The following is a 15,781-nucleotide window of genomic DNA, read 5'->3' on the forward strand; positions in this document are numbered from 1 at the left end:
TCTGGATGCGGTAGTTCGGGGTGCCAACCACCGCATTCAGAGGACGAAACGCGGGAGTGGGTCAGCGGTTCCAGAACCAGTCTTTGCCCCGGGCTTCGCCCAGCGCGCGCTTCTTGCGTTCGGGGGTGAGACGCTCCAGGTACAGCTTGCCGTCGAGGTGGTCGGTCTCGTGCTGCAGGCACTGGGCGAGCACGTCGACGCCCTCGACCTCGACCGGCTCGTTGCGCAGGTCGACACCACGCACCACGGCGTGCTTCGCGCGGACGACCGGGAACCACAGCTCCGGCACCGAGAGGCAGCCCTCGCCGATCTCGTGTGTCTCCTCGGACAGCTCGACGATCTCGGGGTTGATCACGTACCCGCTCAGCCCGCCGACGTCGTAGCTGAACACCCGCAGCCCGACCCCGATCTGCGGTGCCGCGAGACCCGCGCGCCCGGCCGGTTTCACCCCGTCCATCAGATCGGTCACCAGCGACTCGATCTTCTTGTCGAATGTCGTGACCGGGTCGCATACGGTCTTGAGCACGGGATCCCCGAAATAGCGCAGGTCGCGCATCACCATGTTCGAACGTCCTTCTCCGCAGGTCTGAGTGTCTGTCGGTGAACCCGCGCCGCGATCGACGTCGGCAGGACGCGACCTGGTAAACCCGTCCCGACGGGTGTCCAGGGCGCCCTGCCACCGCGATAGCGGGGCCTTCGGCCAGGCGGGTTCACGCGTCGTGCCCGGTTTACGAGCCGTCCCCAGCTCCGCCAACAGGCTCTGAGCGGTGATTCTAGGCCCGCAGGCGCAGGCCCTTGGGAGTCGCCCGGAAACCCGCCTCCTGGAGGACGGCCGAAAGCTCCGAGGTGAGCGCCACCTCGCCGTCGGCCTTCTGCACCGCGAGCTGCCCCAGCCAGCCTTCCCGCACCGCCGTGGACAGCGCCCGCGCGGCCGACCGCAAGGCCTCCTGATCTTCGGTGAAGCTCAGCAGCGACCGGCCGCCGCGTTCGACGTACATCGCCGGGACGCCGTCCACGAGTACGGCCAGCGCGCCCGCTTTCCTTGCCGGCCGGTGCTTCGTGTCTCCCGTCGCGGCGGGCCATGCCAACGCGGCACCGTAGGGCTGGGCCGGATCGGCGGCGGCGAGGACGACGGCTCCTTCGGTGGTGGTGCGCTGGTTCCCGGACTGCGCGCGCAGCCTGTCGACGGCGCCCTTCGCCGCGAACTGCGCCGCGCCGAGCCCTTCGACCACGTACCCCCGGACGACCTGTCCCGAATCCTCCATGCCACGCAAAACCTTGTAGATTCCCGAAAAGCCGCCCGTCACGCGTTCGGTGTCGAGGGCGCCGCGGGTGAGGACGCCGTGCCGTTCCAGGAAGGCCTCCGTCCGCGCCAGCGCGCGCCTGGTCGGATCCGCTTCGCGGCCCGGAGTCAGTGCCCAGCGGCCCGCCACCGTCGGCGGCCCGGTGCGTGAAGGCATCGCCGGACGCCCGGCCCGAAGCCGCGCGTACCGGCCGCGAGGAGCCTGCCGCCGTGGTTTGTGGGCCGCGCCGGAGCCGGAAACCTGCGCCCGCAACGGGCCCAACGTGTCCCCGGTGACCAGCCCGGCCCACACGAGATCCCACAGTGCCGCCACGACTTCTCCGTCGTCGGGCGGGGTTTCGACCAACGGCGACGCCCGGTCCACGAGCTGACGGAAGAACTGGGCTCCACCCTCCAAAGTGGACAGAATGGCCTGGTGGAGCGGGCCGGAGGGCAGATCGTCGTCGAGATCCGGCAACAGCAGATCGGCGACGTCCGTCGGCGCGAGCGCCAGCCAGCCGTCCCCGCCGGACAGGGAGCCGCAGCCGCACCAGGTGACCTCGCCCGCCGTGGTGAGTTCGTCCAGCAGCGACGGGGTGTAGCCGGGCAGCCTGCTCGGGAGGATCAGCGACTCGACCGCGCTCGCCGGGAGCGGGGCACCGGCCAGTTGCTCGACCACGGACAGCACGTCGTCCGCCGTCGGCGCCGACCGCACTCGCGCCCCGATACCGTGCCACGAGGGCAGGAACCGCCCCAGCGCGGCCGGTTCGACCGGTTCGACCTCGGCCCGCAGCCGGGCCAGCGACGCCCGCCGGAGCCTGCGCAGCACCGACGCGTCGCAGAACTCCATCCCGACGCCGTGGGTCTCGGGATGCCCGACGGGGCTCAGCTCGCCCCGGACCAGCCTGCCCTGCGCGGTCAGCCTGTCCAGTACTCCGGTGACCACGGCCGTCCCGAGGCCGAACCGCTCGGCCGCCTGCCGGGCGCTGAACGGGCCGCGGCTGCGCGAATAGCGCGACAGCAGGTCGCCGACAGGATCCTCCACCGGTTCGGTGAACGCCTCCGGCACCCCGACCGGCAGCGCGGTGCCCAGCGCGTCGCGCACGCGGCCGGCGTCCTCGATGGCGATGAAGCGTTCGCCGCCGCCGATACGCACCCGGATCACCCGCCGCGCGGCCTCCAATTCCTCCAGCCATTCCCGCTGGATGCCGCGCGCGGCGGCCTCCTCGATGGAGAGATCCCCGAGGAACCGCAACAGATCCGCGGCATCTTCGGCGTTGCGGGCGTGCCTGTCCGGGTCGAGGCGTTGCAGTGAACGCTCGACTTCGGCGACGACCTCGGCGTCCAGCAGTTCCCGGATGGCTTCGGTGCCGAGCAGCTCGGCCAGCAGCGTCGAATCCAGCGCCAGCGCCGCCGCGCGCCGTTCCGCGAGCGGGGCGTCGGTCTCGTACAGGAACATCCCGACGTAGCCGAAGAGCAGGCTGCGCGCGAACGGCGAGGCCGACGGTGTCTCGACCTCGACCAGCTTGACCTTCCGCGACCGGACGTCGGCCATCAGTTCGCGCAGCCCGCCGACGTCGTACATGTCCTGCAGGACTTCCCGCATCGCTTCCAGCACCACGGGGAACCGCTCGTACTTGGCCGCGACCGAAAGCAGCTGGGACGCGCGCTGCCGCTGCTGCCACAGCGGGGTGCGGCGGCGCGGATCCCGGCGGGGGAGCAGCAGCGACCGCGCCGCGCATTCCCGGAACCGGGCGGCGAACAGCGCCGAGCCGCCGACCTCGGCGACGATCAGCTGCTCGACCTCTTCCGGATCGAGCAGCACGTCTTCGACGCCGATGGTGACCTCGGCGCCGTCCATGTCGAGCGCCTCGGGCAGCCGCAGGACGATGCCGTCGTCGGAATGCGCGACCTGGGCGTCGACCCCGCGGTTCTCCCGCAGGCGCGCGGCGATCGCGAGCGCCCACGGCGCGTTGACCTGTGCGCCGAACGGCGAGTGCAGGATGACCCGCCAGTCCCCGAGCTCGTCGCGAAACCGTTCCAGCAGCACGGTTTTGTCGTTCGGCACATGCCGCGTGGCCGACTTCTGCTCCGCCAGGTACGCCAGCAGGTTGTCGCACGCGTACTCGTCCAGCCCGGCGACGGCGGCGCGTTCCCTGGCCACCGACGGCTCCGAAGTGGACAGTTCGCGGACGAACGCGCCCAGCGCACGGCCCAGTTCCAGCGGGCGCCCGGGGGCGTCGCCCTTCCAGAACGGCATCCGGGCGGGCTCACCCGGCGCGGGGACCACGATCACGCGGTCGTGGGTGATGTCGGTGACCCGCCAGGAGGAGGTGCCGAGCAGGATCGTGTCCCCGACGCGGGACTCGTAGACCATCTCCTCGTCGAGCTCGCCCACGCGCGACCCGGGTTTGCCCTCGGCGCCCGGCGTCATCACGGTGAACAGGCCGCGGTCGGGGATCGTGCCGCCGGAGGTCACCGCCAGCCGCTGCGACCCCGGACGGCCGTGCAGTTCGCCGGTGACCCTGTCCCAGGTGATCCGGGCGCGCAGCTCGCCGAACTCCTCGCTCGGGTACCGGCCGGCGAGCATGTCGAGCACGGCCAGCAACGCGTCGTCCGGAAGGGACGCGAACGGCGCCGCCCGGCGGGCGAGGGCGGCCAGCTCGTCGACCGTCCACGATTCGAGCGCCACCATCGCCACGACCTGCTGTGCGAGCACGTCCAGCGGGTTGCGCGGATACCGCACCGCCTCGATCGCCCCGGACGCCATCCGTTCCGCGACCACCGCGCAGGAGACGAGGTCGCCCCGGAACTTCGGGAACATCACCCCGCTCGACACCGCGCCGACCTGGTGCCCGGCCCGGCCCACCCGCTGCAATCCCGAAGCGACCGTCGGCGGTGCCTCGATCTGCACGACGAGATCGACGGCGCCCATGTCGATGCCCAGCTCCAGGGAGGACGTCGCCACGACACACGCCAGCCGCCCGGACTTGAGCTCCTCTTCCACATGGGTGCGCTGCTCGCGCGACATCGAGCCGTGGTGCGCCCGCGCGATCACCGGTGCCGCTCCGGTGGTGAGCCCGGACTGGCCGATCGCCTCGGCCGGATACCGCTGATCCGGCTCCAGCTCGCTCTGCTCCGCCACGAGTTCGTTGAGCCGCGCGGTCATCCGCTCGGTGAGCCGCCGAGAGTTGGCGAACACGATGGTCGACCGATGCGCCTGGATCAGTTCGAGGACCCGCTCCTCCACCGCGGGCCAGATCGACGGCCGCCGCGGCGCGCCGTCGATGTCCTCCAGCGAACCGGGCAAACGCGCGAGCCCGGCATCGAGGTCTTCGTTCTGCTTCGGGCCTTGAGGACCGTCGAGATCGGCCATGTCCTCGACCGGGACCTCGACGCGGACCTCGATCGTCTTCGCGAGCTTCGGCTGGACGATGGTGACCGGCCTGCCGCCCGCCAGGAACGAGGCGACCTCGTCGATCGGCCGGACCGTCGCCGACAGCCCGATCCGCTGGGCGGGCTTTTCGAGAAGCGCGTCGAGCCGTTCCAGGGACAGGGCCAGATGCGCGCCGCGTTTACCACCCGCGACCGCGTGCACCTCGTCGATGATCACCGTCTCCACGCCGCGCAGCGAATCGCGGGCGGAGGAGGTGAGGATCAGGAACAGCGACTCCGGCGTGGTGACCAGCACGTCCGGCGGGGTCTTGCCGAACGAGCGCCGCTCGGCCGCGGTGGTGTCGCCCGTGCGCATGCCGACGCCGATGTCCGGCACGGGCAGCCCGAGCCGCCGCGACGCCTGCGAGATACCCGCCAGCGGTGCCCGCAGGTTGCGCTGCACGTCGACCGCCAGCGCCTTCAGCGGCGAGACGTAGAGGACGCGGCAGCGTTTCCTGGGCTCGGACGGCGGCGGCTCGACCGACAGCCTGTCCAGCGCCCAGAGGAACGCCGAGAGCGTCTTGCCGGAGCCCGTGGGGGCCACGACCAGCGCGTGTTCTTTCGCGTGCGCGGCACGCCACGCGCCCTCCTGCGCGCGGGTGGGCGCGGCGAAGGCCCCGGTGAACCAGTCCCTGGTCGCGGGGGAGAAGAGGTCGAGTACGTGTGCCACGCCCTCCATACTGCGCCGGACCACCGACAGTTTCGCTCCGAGGCTGTGACGAGGCACCCGCTCGGGGACGAGTTCGGCGGGTTCCGCACGTGCGGTGACCTCGCTCATGGGAGCATCACCGCCAGCGCGACCGGATCAGTGCTGGGGCGGTCGCCGTTCGTCTGTGAAGGGGTATGAGCTGTGCGGATCCTGTCGGTGGACCTCGGGACGTCCAACACCGTGGCCGTCCTTTCGGCGCACGGGAGGCCGCCGCGCGTGGTCGAAGTCGACGGTTCGGCCAACATGCCGTCCGCGGTGTTCGCCACCGAGGACGGCACGATCATGGTCGGCCGCGACGCCGAACGCCGCGCCCGCCTCGACCCGACCCGCTTCGAGCCCAACCCCAAACGCCGCATCGACGAGCAGACGCTCCTGCTGGGCACCGACGTCATCCCGGTCAGCGAGGTGCTGGCCGCGATCCTGCGCCGCGTCCTCGACGAGACCACCCGCCAGCTCGGCGGGGACCTGCCCGACGAGGTCCGGCTGACCCACCCCGCGCAGTGGGGCCCGACCCGCCGCAACGTGCTGCTGTCCGCCGCCCGGCTCGCCGGGATGGGCGGGAACCTGGTGCTCGTCCCCGAGCCGGTCGCCGCGGCCGCGCACTTCGCGTCGTTCCCCGGCAAGACGCTCGCGCCCGGTCAGGCGCTCGCCGTGTACGACCTCGGGGCCGGCACCTTCGACGTCGCGATCGTCGGCGCGACCCCGAACGGCGGCTTCACCGTCGTCGCCGAAGACGGCCTTCCCGATCTCGGCGGTCTCGACGTCGACCAGGCGCTTCTGGTGCACGTCGGCCGCGAGGTCTCGCACAAGGACCCCCAGCGCTGGCAGCGGGTCCTGCGGCCCGAGTCCACTCCGGACCGTCGTACGCGGCGCGCGCTGCAGGAGGACGTGAAGGCGGCGAAGGAAGCCCTCTCGCGGCATCCGCAGACCGAGGTCCCGATGCCGGAGCCGTTCGAGGACGTCCTCGTCACGCGAGGGGAACTCGAAGCGCTGGTGCGGCCGTCGATGCTGCGCAGTGTCGAGCTGATGTCGCGGGTGGTCCGCTCGGCCGGGATGACGCCGGACCGGCTCGCCGGCATCTACCTCGTCGGCGGTTCGAGCCGTCTCCCGCTGGTCGGCAGCCTGATCGCGGAGAAGCTCGGCGTCGTCCCCGGGAGCCTGGACCAGCCGGAGACCGCGGTCGCGCTCGGCGCCCAGCACGTCGCTTCCGACGGCATCAGCTCGCGCACGCAGGGCGTCGAAGGGCAGGTCGCCGCGGGAACCGGCGCGCATCAGGTCGGGCCCGGTGCTTCGGGCCCGTACGCGCCGCCGCCCCAGCAGGTCGCGTCGATCCCGGGGTACTCGGGCGGCGGCCCCGGCCAGTCCGGCGGTTTCCCTCAGTCGGGTTACCCGAACAGCGGCCCGCAGCAGGTGCAGCAGCCCGCGCCGACGAATTTCCCGACGTATTCACTGGCAGGGCAGTCCTCCGGCGAGAAGGCGCCCGCGAGCAAGAAGAAGCCGCTCGTCATCGGCGCCATCGTGGCCGTCGTCGTGCTGCTCGCCGCCTGGCTCACCTTCTACCTGACGTCCTCTTCGGTGACGACGTACACGGCCGACGAATGCAAGGCGCCCGGCGCGGCCGACGACAAGGGCCTCACCGGCTGCCTGCGCCAGCTCGCCGGGAAGATCGCCGACACCGGCGACTGCAAACCCGGCATGGGCAACGGGCCGGCGAAACCGGCGGAGGACCTCGGCGTGACGTCGACCTGCTCCGCCCCCGGCCGCGCCGGGACGCAGGTGACCTATCTGCAGAGCGACTCCCCGGACAAGCTCAAGGCCTACACCGACGGGCTGCTCAAAGCGGCCGGTGGGGACCGCACCGAGGCCAAGTGGGTGGGCAACGCCTTGGAAGGCCAGTACTCCTCGGCCGCTGGGAGGAACGCCGCCGTGCTGGTCTTCACCGTGACCGACCGGCCGCTGGTCGGCTTCATCTACCAGGTCCCGGCCGAAGGCCAGAACCCGACGCCGGGTGAACTGGCCGACTACTTCGAAAAGAGCGTCCAGCCGGGCGAATAGCCGCTGTTCGCGCGTGAAGGCCCCCTTCCCTCGGCTCAGCAGAGGCAAGGGGCCTTCACGCGATTCGGGCAGCTGCCGGGCTAGACTTCTCCCGATGCGTATCACGGTCTTCCGGCGGCTGATGGCCGACGAATTCGGTCCCGGACGTGCGGAAACCCTCTCCAGGGATCACGTCTTCGGCGAACTCGGGGGCCGGACCGTCGAACAGGCCCTCGACGCGGGAACCTCTGCCAAGGACGTCTGGCGGGCGGTCTGCGAAGCCTTCGAGATCCCGCCCGAGCGGCGCTGACCTCGGCGAAAAGGCAAGAACCCTAGCGCGACGGCGTGTCGGTCACGGCCTCGAACACACGTTCGTCTAGGGTGTTGTCCACAACGGGGTCAGCGATCCACAGCTTGGGCGCGAGGCCTGGAATTGTCGGTGGTCGCCCGTAGCGTCGGACCCGACAGCTCAGAACTGAACAAGCCCTACCCGGCTCAACCAACGAGGTGGACTCCATGGCACCAGCAGCACCCGACAAGGACAAGGCGCTCGAACTGGCCCTCGCCCAGATCGACAAGCAGTACGGCAAGGGCTCGGTCATGCGCCTCGGCGAAGAGGGCCGCGCGCCGATCGAGGTCATCCCCACCGGCGCCATCGCACTCGACGTCGCGCTCGGGATCGGCGGCCTTCCCCGCGGCCGGGTCATCGAGATCTACGGTCCGGAGTCCTCCGGTAAGACCACCGTCGCGCTCCACGCGGTCGCCAACGCGCAGAAGAACGGCGGCATCGCCGCGTTCATCGACGCGGAGCACGCGCTGGACCCGGAGTACGCCAAGAAGCTCGGCGTCGACACCGACGCGCTGCTGGTCTCCCAGCCGGACACCGGTGAGCAGGCGCTCGAGATCGCGGACATGCTGATCCGCTCCGGCGCGCTCGACATCCTGGTCATCGACTCGGTCGCCGCGCTCGTGCCGCGCGCCGAGATCGAGGGCGAGATGGGCGACAACCACGTCGGCCTCCAGGCCCGGCTGATGAGCCAGGCGCTGCGGAAGATGACCGGTGCGATGAACAACTCCGGCACCACCGCGATCTTCATCAACCAGCTGCGCGAGAAGATCGGCGTCATGTTCGGCTCCCCGGAGACCACGACCGGTGGTAAGGCGCTGAAGTTCTACGCGTCGGTCCGCCTGGACGTCCGCCGCATCGAGACGCTGAAGGACGGCGGCGAGCCCGTCGGCAACCGCACCCGCGTCAAGGTCGTCAAGAACAAGGTCGCGCCGCCCTTCAAGCAGGCCGAGTTCGACATCCTTTACGGCAAGGGCGTCTCCCGCGAGGGCTCGTTGATCGACATGGGTGTCGACCAGGGCATCCTGCGCAAGTCCGGCGCCTGGTACACCTACGAGGGCGACCAGCTGGGCCAGGGCAAGGAGAACGCCCGGAAGTTCCTGCTGGACAACCCGGACATCGCCAACGAGATCGAGAAGCGCATCAAGGAGAAGCTCGGCATCGGTGCCGCCGTCGACGCCGAAGCCGCCCCCGCGCCGGTCGACTTCTGAGGGGGGCGCGGGATTGGGAGGGGTGTGCTCGCGGAGAGCGCTCGCCTTCATCCCTTCGCCGTGCCTTCTGGGGGTCGAACCCCCAGGCCCCCGCCAAGAGGGGCTCCGCCCCCTTGGATCCCCCGCCAGGGGGCAAGCCCCCTGGACCCCCGGGGTCTCGGGTGCCGATTCGTTGTTGCCTGTGAGGAGTGAGAGCTGAATGCGTGCGCCCAAAGTGGATCCGGCGGAGCTGCCGCCGGACGAGCGGAGGAAGAAGGCCAAGGAGATCTGCTTCGATCTCCTGGCCGCGCGCCCGCGTTCCACGGAGGAACTGCGTCAGGCCCTCAAGCGCAAGGGCTTCGACGAGGAGACGACGGAGACCCTGCTCGGTAAGCTGGACACGGCAGGGCTCATCAACGACGCCGAGTTCGCCGAGATGTGGGTGCGTTCCCGCCATGCCAACATGGGCCTGGCACGGAACGCCCTCGTGGCCGAACTCAAACGCAAAGGAATCGATGGGGATATCGCCGTCCAGGCCGCCGAAGAGGTGGACCGAGAGGCAGAGGAGCAGCGCGCCCGAGAGCTGGTACGGAAGCGCATGCGCTCCCTGGGCAACGTCGACGAGCAGACGGCGATCCGCCGCCTGCTGGGCTTCCTCGCCCGCAAGGGCTATCCCCAGGGGCTGGCCTACACCGTGATCCGCGACGAACTCCGCGAGTTCGGCGCCGAGTCGGCGCTGCTGGACGACGCCACCCTCGACTGAGCTTCATCACCTGAGCCGCTCGCCGGCCGTGTGGGCACACTTGCCCGCGCGGCCGGTGTTTTGCGTTCCCGGCGGTCGTCGCGAGTGGCGTTTCGGGTTGTCGAGAGATAAGGCAAACGTGTCTGGCGGGGCGGGCACTCTGCTCGTGGCTTCGGCGGCGTTCGTGTCGCGAAAGCCACTTTCGAGACCTTCAACGTCGCGAAAGTGGCTTTCGCACCACGACCCGGTGGCTACGGAGCTGCCCCATCGCCACGGCAGCTTGGGGGCACTGGCGCACTAGAGACCTTGAGCGTCTCAACTGCGACATCGGGAACTCCGCAACGCCCAGATCGCCCTCCGGCAAGCCGCTGACCAGCGCCGATACGACCGATCAGGAATCGAGAAGCGCCGGAAGCCCGCCCGGAAATAGCGTTACCGGCATGAACTTCATCGACGCCATCACCCTCGAAGTGGCCGACACCGAGGCCGCCGAACGCTTCTACTCCACCGCCTTCGGGCTCGGCTCCGAGCTGCGTCTGAGGGCTTCGCAGGAGCCGTCCACCGGCTTCCGCGGCTACACCCTCTCCCTCACGGTCTCCCAGCCCGCCAACGCCGACGCGCTCATCGACGCCGCCGTCGCGGCCGGGGCGACCGTGATCAAGCCCGCCACGAAGTCGATGTGGGGCTACGGCGGAACCGTCCAGGCCCCGGACGGCGCGATCTGGAAGATCGCCACTTCGGCGAAGAAGAACACCGGACCGGCGGCCCGCGAATTCGATGACATCGTGTTGCTGCTGGGCGTCACCGATGTGGCCGCGAGCAAGAAGTTCTACGTCGAGCACGGGCTCACCGTGGGGAAGAGCTTCGGCCGCGTGTACGTCGAGTTCGAGGCCGGCTCGAGCCCCGTGAAGCTGGCGCTGTACAAGCGCAAGTCCCTGGCCAAGGACGCCGGCGTGTCCCCGGAGGGCACCGGCTCGCACCGCATCGCGATCTGCGGTGCCGCCCCGTTCACCGACCCCGACGGATTCGTCTGGGAGACCTCGGCTCTCGCCGCCCAGTCCTGATGTGCCACTACCGGATGCCCCCGCTCGCCGCTTACCAAGGAGAAACCGCCATGAGCACCACGTACGAAGGATTCACGGCCGAAGAGAAGGCCGCGATGAAGGAACACGCCCAGGACATGAAGAAGGCGGCGCGCCGCAGTTCGGCCGCCGGCAAAGCGGCGGCGGCCGAGCAGGACGTGGTCGCGAAGATCGCCGAGATGTCCGATGAGGACCGGGCGCTGGCCGAGCTGGTCCACAGCGTCGTGAAGGCGAACGCCCCGATGCTCGCGCCGAAACTCTGGTACGGCCAGCCCGCCTACGCGCTGGAAGGCAAGATCGTCTGCTTCTTCCAGGCGGCGGCCAAGTTCAAGACGCGGTACGCGACGCTCGGCTTCAACGAGGCCGCTCAGCTGGACGACGGCGCGATGTGGGCGACGGCCTTCGCGCTGACCGACGCGACCCCGGCGGTGGAGCAGCGCATCGCCGCGCTGGTGAAGCAAGCCGTCAGCTGACGGAGTGGCAACCCGCATTACCGCGTGAGTGGCCACACGCGGGACGGCGGCGAAACCCTAGGCTCGGGTGATCACCGGGAGGACCACATGATCACCATCGAGCCGTTGAAGCCCGAAGACCGCGAAGCCTGGGAACAACTGTTCCGCGCGTACATCGCCTTCTACGAACGTGTCGCGCCCCAAGAGGTTTACGACCGTGCCTGGCGTGAATTCCGGACGGGGGACCGGATGCACGCGCTCGGTGCCCGCCTGGGCGGCGAGCTGGTCGGGATCACGCATTTCCTGGTGCATCCCAGTACATCCGCGCTCACCGACGTCTGTTACCTGCAAGATCTGTTCACCGCGCCGGAAGCCCGGGGCAAGGGGGTCGCGCGGGCGCTGATCGAGGCCGTCGCGGACTGGGCGCGCACCCGCGATTGCGACAGGGTTTACTGGCACACCAAGGAATCCAACGCCACCGCGCGCCGCCTGTACGACCAGGTCGCGGTGAACCGGGGCTTCATCCAGTACCAGCTCCCGCTCTGAAAGCAGTGAAGGCCACCTTCGCGAAGGTGGCCTTCACGACACGGATCAGAGCTTCGAAGCCTCCGCCGCGAAAGCTTCGATCTTCCCGAAGTCCTTCGCCGCCAAGGCATCCTTCGGCGTCAGCCACGAACCACCGATGCAGCCCACATTGGACAGTGCGAGATAGTCCGGCGCGGTCTTCACGGTGATCCCGCCGGTCGGGCAGAACTTCAGCCCGGGCAGCGGCCCGCCGATCGACTTCAGGTACGCCACACCGCCGCTGGCCTCGGCGGGGAAGAACTTCAGCGCGGTCAGCCCGCGTTCGGCCAGCCGCATCGCCTCCGAAACCGTGCTCGCGCCCGGCAGGAACGGCAGGCCGGTGTCGAACGCGGCGTCCAGCACGGCGTCCGTGCAGCCCGGGGTCACCAGGAACTTCGCGCCGGCGTCTGCCGCCTGCTTCGCGTGCTCGGGCGCGGTGACCGTCCCGGCGCCGATGACGATCTCCGGGACCTCCGCGGCGATCCGCTCGATGGAGGCGAGTGCCGCCGGGGTGCGCAGGGTCAGCTCGATCACGCCGATCCCGCCCGCGAGCAGGGCCCGCGCGGTGGGCACGGCGTCGGCGGCGTCGTCGAGCACGACGACGGGCATCACGGGGGACAGGCCGAGCAGGTCGGCGCCGGTGGTCACTGGGTTACCTCCACAGGGGTCAACGTGTGCGCCGGAGCGCCGAAGTGTTCCGGCGTGAGCGGTCCGAACACGCTCGCGCCCTGATCGGCGGGGCCGACCGCGCGGCGCAGCGCCGCGAACAGCTCCCGGCCGGTGCCGGTCCAGGATGCCTCCGAAGGCGGGGAGTCCACCAGTTCACGGCGGGCGAGTTCTTCGTCACCCACGAGGACGTCGAGCGTCCCGGCCTTGGCGTCGAGGCGGACGACGTCGCCGTCGGCGATCCGCGCGATCGGGCCTCCCACGGCGGCTTCCGGGGTCACCTGGATCGCCGCCGGGATCTTCCCGGACGCGCCCGACATCCGGCCGTCGGTGAGCAACGCCACCTGGTGCCCGCGGTCCATCAGCACCCCGAGCGCCGGGGTGAGCCCGTGCAGTTCCGGCATCCCGTTGGCCTGCGGGCCCTGCTGCCGGATGACCACGACGACGTCGCGGTCCAGCTCGCCCGCCTCGAAAGCGGTCTTGAAGGACTTCTGGTCGGTGAACACCCGCGCCGGGGCCTGCACGGTCCGGTGCTCCGGCGCCACCGCCGACACCTTGATCACCGCGCGGCCGAGGTTGCCCGCGACCATCCGCAGCCCGCCGTCGGAGGCGAACGGCCGCCACACGGGACGCAGCACGTCCTCATCCAGGCTGCGCGTCGGGACGTCACGCCAGACCAGCTCGCCTTCGGAGAGGATCGGCTCCTGCCGGTAGCGGTGCAGCCCCGGCCCGGCGACGGTTTGGACGTCCTCGTGCAGCAGGCCCGCGTCGAGCAGGGTGCCGACCAGGAACTGGATGCCACCGGCGGCGTGGAAGTGGTTGATGTCCGCGCTGCCGTTCGGGTACACGCGGGCCAGCAGGGGGATCACCGACGACAGGTCGGAGAAGTCGTCCCAGGTCAGCTGGATGCCCGCGGCGGCGGCGATCGCGACGAGGTGCATCGTGTGGTTGGTCGAGCCGCCCGTGGCGAGCAGCGCGATGACACCGTTGACGACGGCCTTCTCGTCGATCACGCGCGAGACCGGCGTGTACTCCTCCCCGCGCGAGAGCTTCACGACGCGGCGTCCGGCTTCTTCGGTGAGCGCCTTCCGCAGTGTCGAGTTCGGCTGCACGAAGCTGGCGCCCGGCAGGTGCAGGCCCATCACCTCGACGACCATCTGGTTCGAGTTGGCGGTGCCGTAGAAGGTGCACGTTCCTGCCGAGTGGTACGAAGCCGCTTCGGCGTCGAGCAGATCTTCGCGCGTCGCCTTGCCCTCGGCGTAGAGCTGGCGCACGCGCGCCTTCTCCTTGTTCGGCAGGCCCGAGTTCATCGGCCCGGCCGGCACCAGGATCGCCGGGAGATGCCCGAACGACAGCGCGCCGATCAGCAGGCCCGGCACGATCTTGTCGCAGACGCCGAGCAGCAGCACCGCGTCGAACATGTCGTGGGACAGCGCGATCGCGGTCGACATCGCGATCACTTCGCGGCTGAACAGCGACAGCTCCATCCCGGGACGGCCCTGGGTGACGCCGTCGCACATCGCGGGCACGCCTCCGGCGAACTGGGCCACCCCGCCCGCCTGGCGGACCGAGGCCTTCAGCATCGCGGGGTACTCCTGCATCGGCTGGTGGGCCGAAAGCATGTCGTTGTAGGACGAGACGATCGCGACACCCGGCGCCCGCGCGGCGCGCAGTGCCGCTTTGTCGACACCTTCCATCGCGGCGAAACCGTGGGCGAGGTTGCTGCAGTCGAGGCCGCGCCGAACCGGCCCTTCTTCGTGGGCGGCGGCGACGCGCTCGAGGTGCGCGGCGCGGGTTTCGGCGCTGCGGGCGGCGATGCGCCCGGTGACTTCGGCGATGATGGGGTGGACGTTCGGGGCGGTGCTCATTGTCCGGCTCCGGATCACTGGTCGTGGTGGTCCGCGGGACGGCAACGCTGACGTCGCTGGGTCGTGACAGTGGCCACAGTACCTCGGGGGAAAGCTCGAATCAAAATCGATACAGAAGATCGACTCGCGTGACCTCCATCACGTCACTAGGTTCCACTGTGCTACTTGTCACATTGCACAACGCGCGGCAGAGTCGAGACGGCGAGGAATCGCTGGCCTTCGAAGGCTCAAGCGGCCAACCGAACCGACCATCGGGAGGTACCGATGTCCACCACAGAGATCGCCGAGCTTCGGCGAGCCATCGGTCAGTTGAGGCAGTGCGTCGGCGCGCTGCGGTCCCGATACGGCGACGCGTCGGCGGTACGGCGCCTGGCGAACGACGTCGAGCGGCTCGACATCGACGCGACCGACCTCGACACGACCCCGAACGCGGTGCCCGCCCAGGCGAAGGCCGCCGACCGGGTCCAAGTTCCCGATACGCCCTACGACCCGGCGCTCTGGCAAGGCGCCGATGACGAAGGCGTCGGCGGCTACAAGCGCGACCAGCGGTGAGCGCCCCCGCCGGCAACGAGGCCGGACGGGGTACGGGGGTTCGCGCACCTTCGCGGGCCCGGATCGCCGAAAAAACGCTGCGCACCGACCGGTGGTGGCTGTCCCCGCTGCTGACCGTCCTCGGCCTCTCCGCCTTCATCATCTACGCGACGATCAGGTCCTTCGTGCGCACCGCGTACTGGGTGCCCGAGTACCACTACCTGACGCCGTTCTATTCGCCCTGCGTCTCGGAATCCTGCGTCGAAGGCTCCCGGCATTTCGGCGCCTGGATCGGCGAACTGCCGGGCTTCATCCCGCTCGGCTTCCTGGTCCTGCCGTTCCTGCTGGGCTTCCGGCTGACCTGCTACTACTACCGCAAGGCCTACTACCGGGCCGTCTGGTTCTCGCCGCCCGCCTGCGCGGTCGCCGAACCGCACGCGAAGTACACCGGTGAGACACGGCTGCCGCTGATCATCCAGAACGCCCACCGCTACTTCTTCTACGTGGCCGTGGTCGTCTCGCTGGTCAACACCTACGACGCGATCACCGCGTTCCACGGCAAGACCGGCGGATTCGGCTTCGGGCTCGGCAACATCGTGCTGCTCGGCAACGTGATCCTGTTGTGGGCGTACACGTTGTCGTGCCACTCGTGCCGTCACGTGACCGGCGGCAGGCTCAAGCACTTCTCCAAACATCCGGTGCGCTACTGGATCTGGACCCAGGTGACGAAACTCAACACCCGGCACATGGCGCTGGCGTGGACGACGCTCGGCACGCTCGTGCTGACCGACCTCTACGTGATGCTCGTGGCGAGCGGCGCGATTTCGGATCTGCGGTTCATCAACTAGCGGCGCGGGAATCTCCCGTCCCCGGCGACAAG

General features: G+C 69.9%; 13 protein-coding genes. 9 read left to right on the plus strand and 4 right to left on the minus strand.

The genetic code is table 11. From position 1 onward, the window contains the following. Positions 1-61 precede the first annotated feature (61 nt). Complete coding sequence (gene def / locus ACZ3HL_RS03810) at positions 62-562, minus strand: peptide deformylase (RefSeq protein ID WP_037343240.1); 501 nt, start codon at positions 560-562, stop codon at positions 62-64. Between the two features lie 211 nt (positions 563-773). Next, entirely contained in the window at positions 774-5,396 is a 4,623-nt protein-coding gene (locus ACZ3HL_RS03815) for an ATP-dependent helicase (protein WP_465529101.1), read from the minus strand. A gap of 171 nt (positions 5,397-5,567) precedes the next feature. Between ACZ3HL_RS03815 and ACZ3HL_RS03820 the strand changes: the two genes are divergently transcribed. The 7 genes from ACZ3HL_RS03820 (at position 5,568) to ACZ3HL_RS03850 (ending at position 11,818) form a co-directional block, all read left to right on the plus strand. Beyond that, on the plus strand, positions 5,568-7,481 hold the full coding sequence (locus ACZ3HL_RS03820; RefSeq protein ID WP_465528599.1) for an Hsp70 family protein: 1,914 nt from the start codon (positions 5,568-5,570) through the stop codon (positions 7,479-7,481). A 94-nt stretch (positions 7,482-7,575) separates the two neighbouring features. Next, positions 7,576-7,770: a DUF3046 domain-containing protein gene (locus ACZ3HL_RS03825; protein WP_192745580.1), complete on the plus strand. Its 195-nt coding sequence runs from the start codon at positions 7,576-7,578 to the stop codon at positions 7,768-7,770. Positions 7,771-7,976: 206 nt separating this feature from the next. Then, positions 7,977-9,017, plus strand: coding sequence for a recombinase RecA (gene recA / locus ACZ3HL_RS03830; RefSeq protein ID WP_005164741.1), 1,041 nt, complete (start codon positions 7,977-7,979; stop codon positions 9,015-9,017). A 214-nt stretch (positions 9,018-9,231) separates the two neighbouring features. Further along, positions 9,232-9,759 carry a regulatory protein RecX gene (locus ACZ3HL_RS03835; protein WP_395881300.1) on the plus strand — a complete coding sequence of 176 codons (528 nt, stop codon included), beginning with the start codon at positions 9,232-9,234 and terminating at the stop codon, positions 9,757-9,759. A 419-nt stretch (positions 9,760-10,178) separates the two neighbouring features. Then, on the plus strand, positions 10,179-10,802 hold the full coding sequence (locus ACZ3HL_RS03840) for a glyoxalase (protein ID WP_465411979.1): 624 nt from the start codon (positions 10,179-10,181) through the stop codon (positions 10,800-10,802). 50 nt (positions 10,803-10,852) lie between these two features. After that, positions 10,853-11,293, plus strand: a complete 441-nt coding sequence (locus tag ACZ3HL_RS03845) for an iron chaperone (protein WP_465528601.1) — start codon at positions 10,853-10,855, stop codon at positions 11,291-11,293. Positions 11,294-11,380: 87 nt separating this feature from the next. Beyond that, positions 11,381-11,818 carry a GNAT family N-acetyltransferase gene (locus tag ACZ3HL_RS03850; RefSeq protein WP_465528603.1) on the plus strand — a complete coding sequence of 146 codons (438 nt, stop codon included), beginning with the start codon at positions 11,381-11,383 and terminating at the stop codon, positions 11,816-11,818. A 45-nt stretch (positions 11,819-11,863) separates the two neighbouring features. On the opposite strand, the gene eda is transcribed toward ACZ3HL_RS03850, so the two are convergent. Both eda and edd read right to left on the minus strand, forming a co-directional pair. Then, positions 11,864-12,484, minus strand: a complete 621-nt coding sequence (gene eda, locus ACZ3HL_RS03855) for a bifunctional 4-hydroxy-2-oxoglutarate aldolase/2-dehydro-3-deoxy-phosphogluconate aldolase (protein ID WP_016332712.1) — start codon at positions 12,482-12,484, stop codon at positions 11,864-11,866. After that, a complete protein-coding gene (edd, locus tag ACZ3HL_RS03860) occupies positions 12,481-14,370 on the minus strand; it encodes a phosphogluconate dehydratase (RefSeq protein WP_465528606.1) in 1,890 nt (629 codons plus the stop codon). The genes eda and edd overlap by 4 nt, the downstream gene beginning before the upstream one ends. A 264-nt stretch (positions 14,371-14,634) precedes the next feature. Between edd and ACZ3HL_RS03865 the strand changes: the two genes are divergently transcribed. Both ACZ3HL_RS03865 and ACZ3HL_RS03870 read left to right on the plus strand, forming a co-directional pair. Further along, positions 14,635-14,922, plus strand: coding sequence for a hypothetical protein (locus ACZ3HL_RS03865; RefSeq protein WP_016332714.1), 288 nt, complete (start codon positions 14,635-14,637; stop codon positions 14,920-14,922). After that, positions 14,919-15,749, plus strand: a complete 831-nt coding sequence (locus tag ACZ3HL_RS03870) for a hypothetical protein (protein WP_073846760.1) — start codon at positions 14,919-14,921, stop codon at positions 15,747-15,749. Before ACZ3HL_RS03865 ends, ACZ3HL_RS03870 begins: the two co-directional genes overlap by 4 nt. The last annotated feature ends 32 nt before the right edge of the window (positions 15,750-15,781 follow it).

The sequence above is a fragment of the Amycolatopsis sp. NPDC000009 genome, from assembly GCF_055563465.1.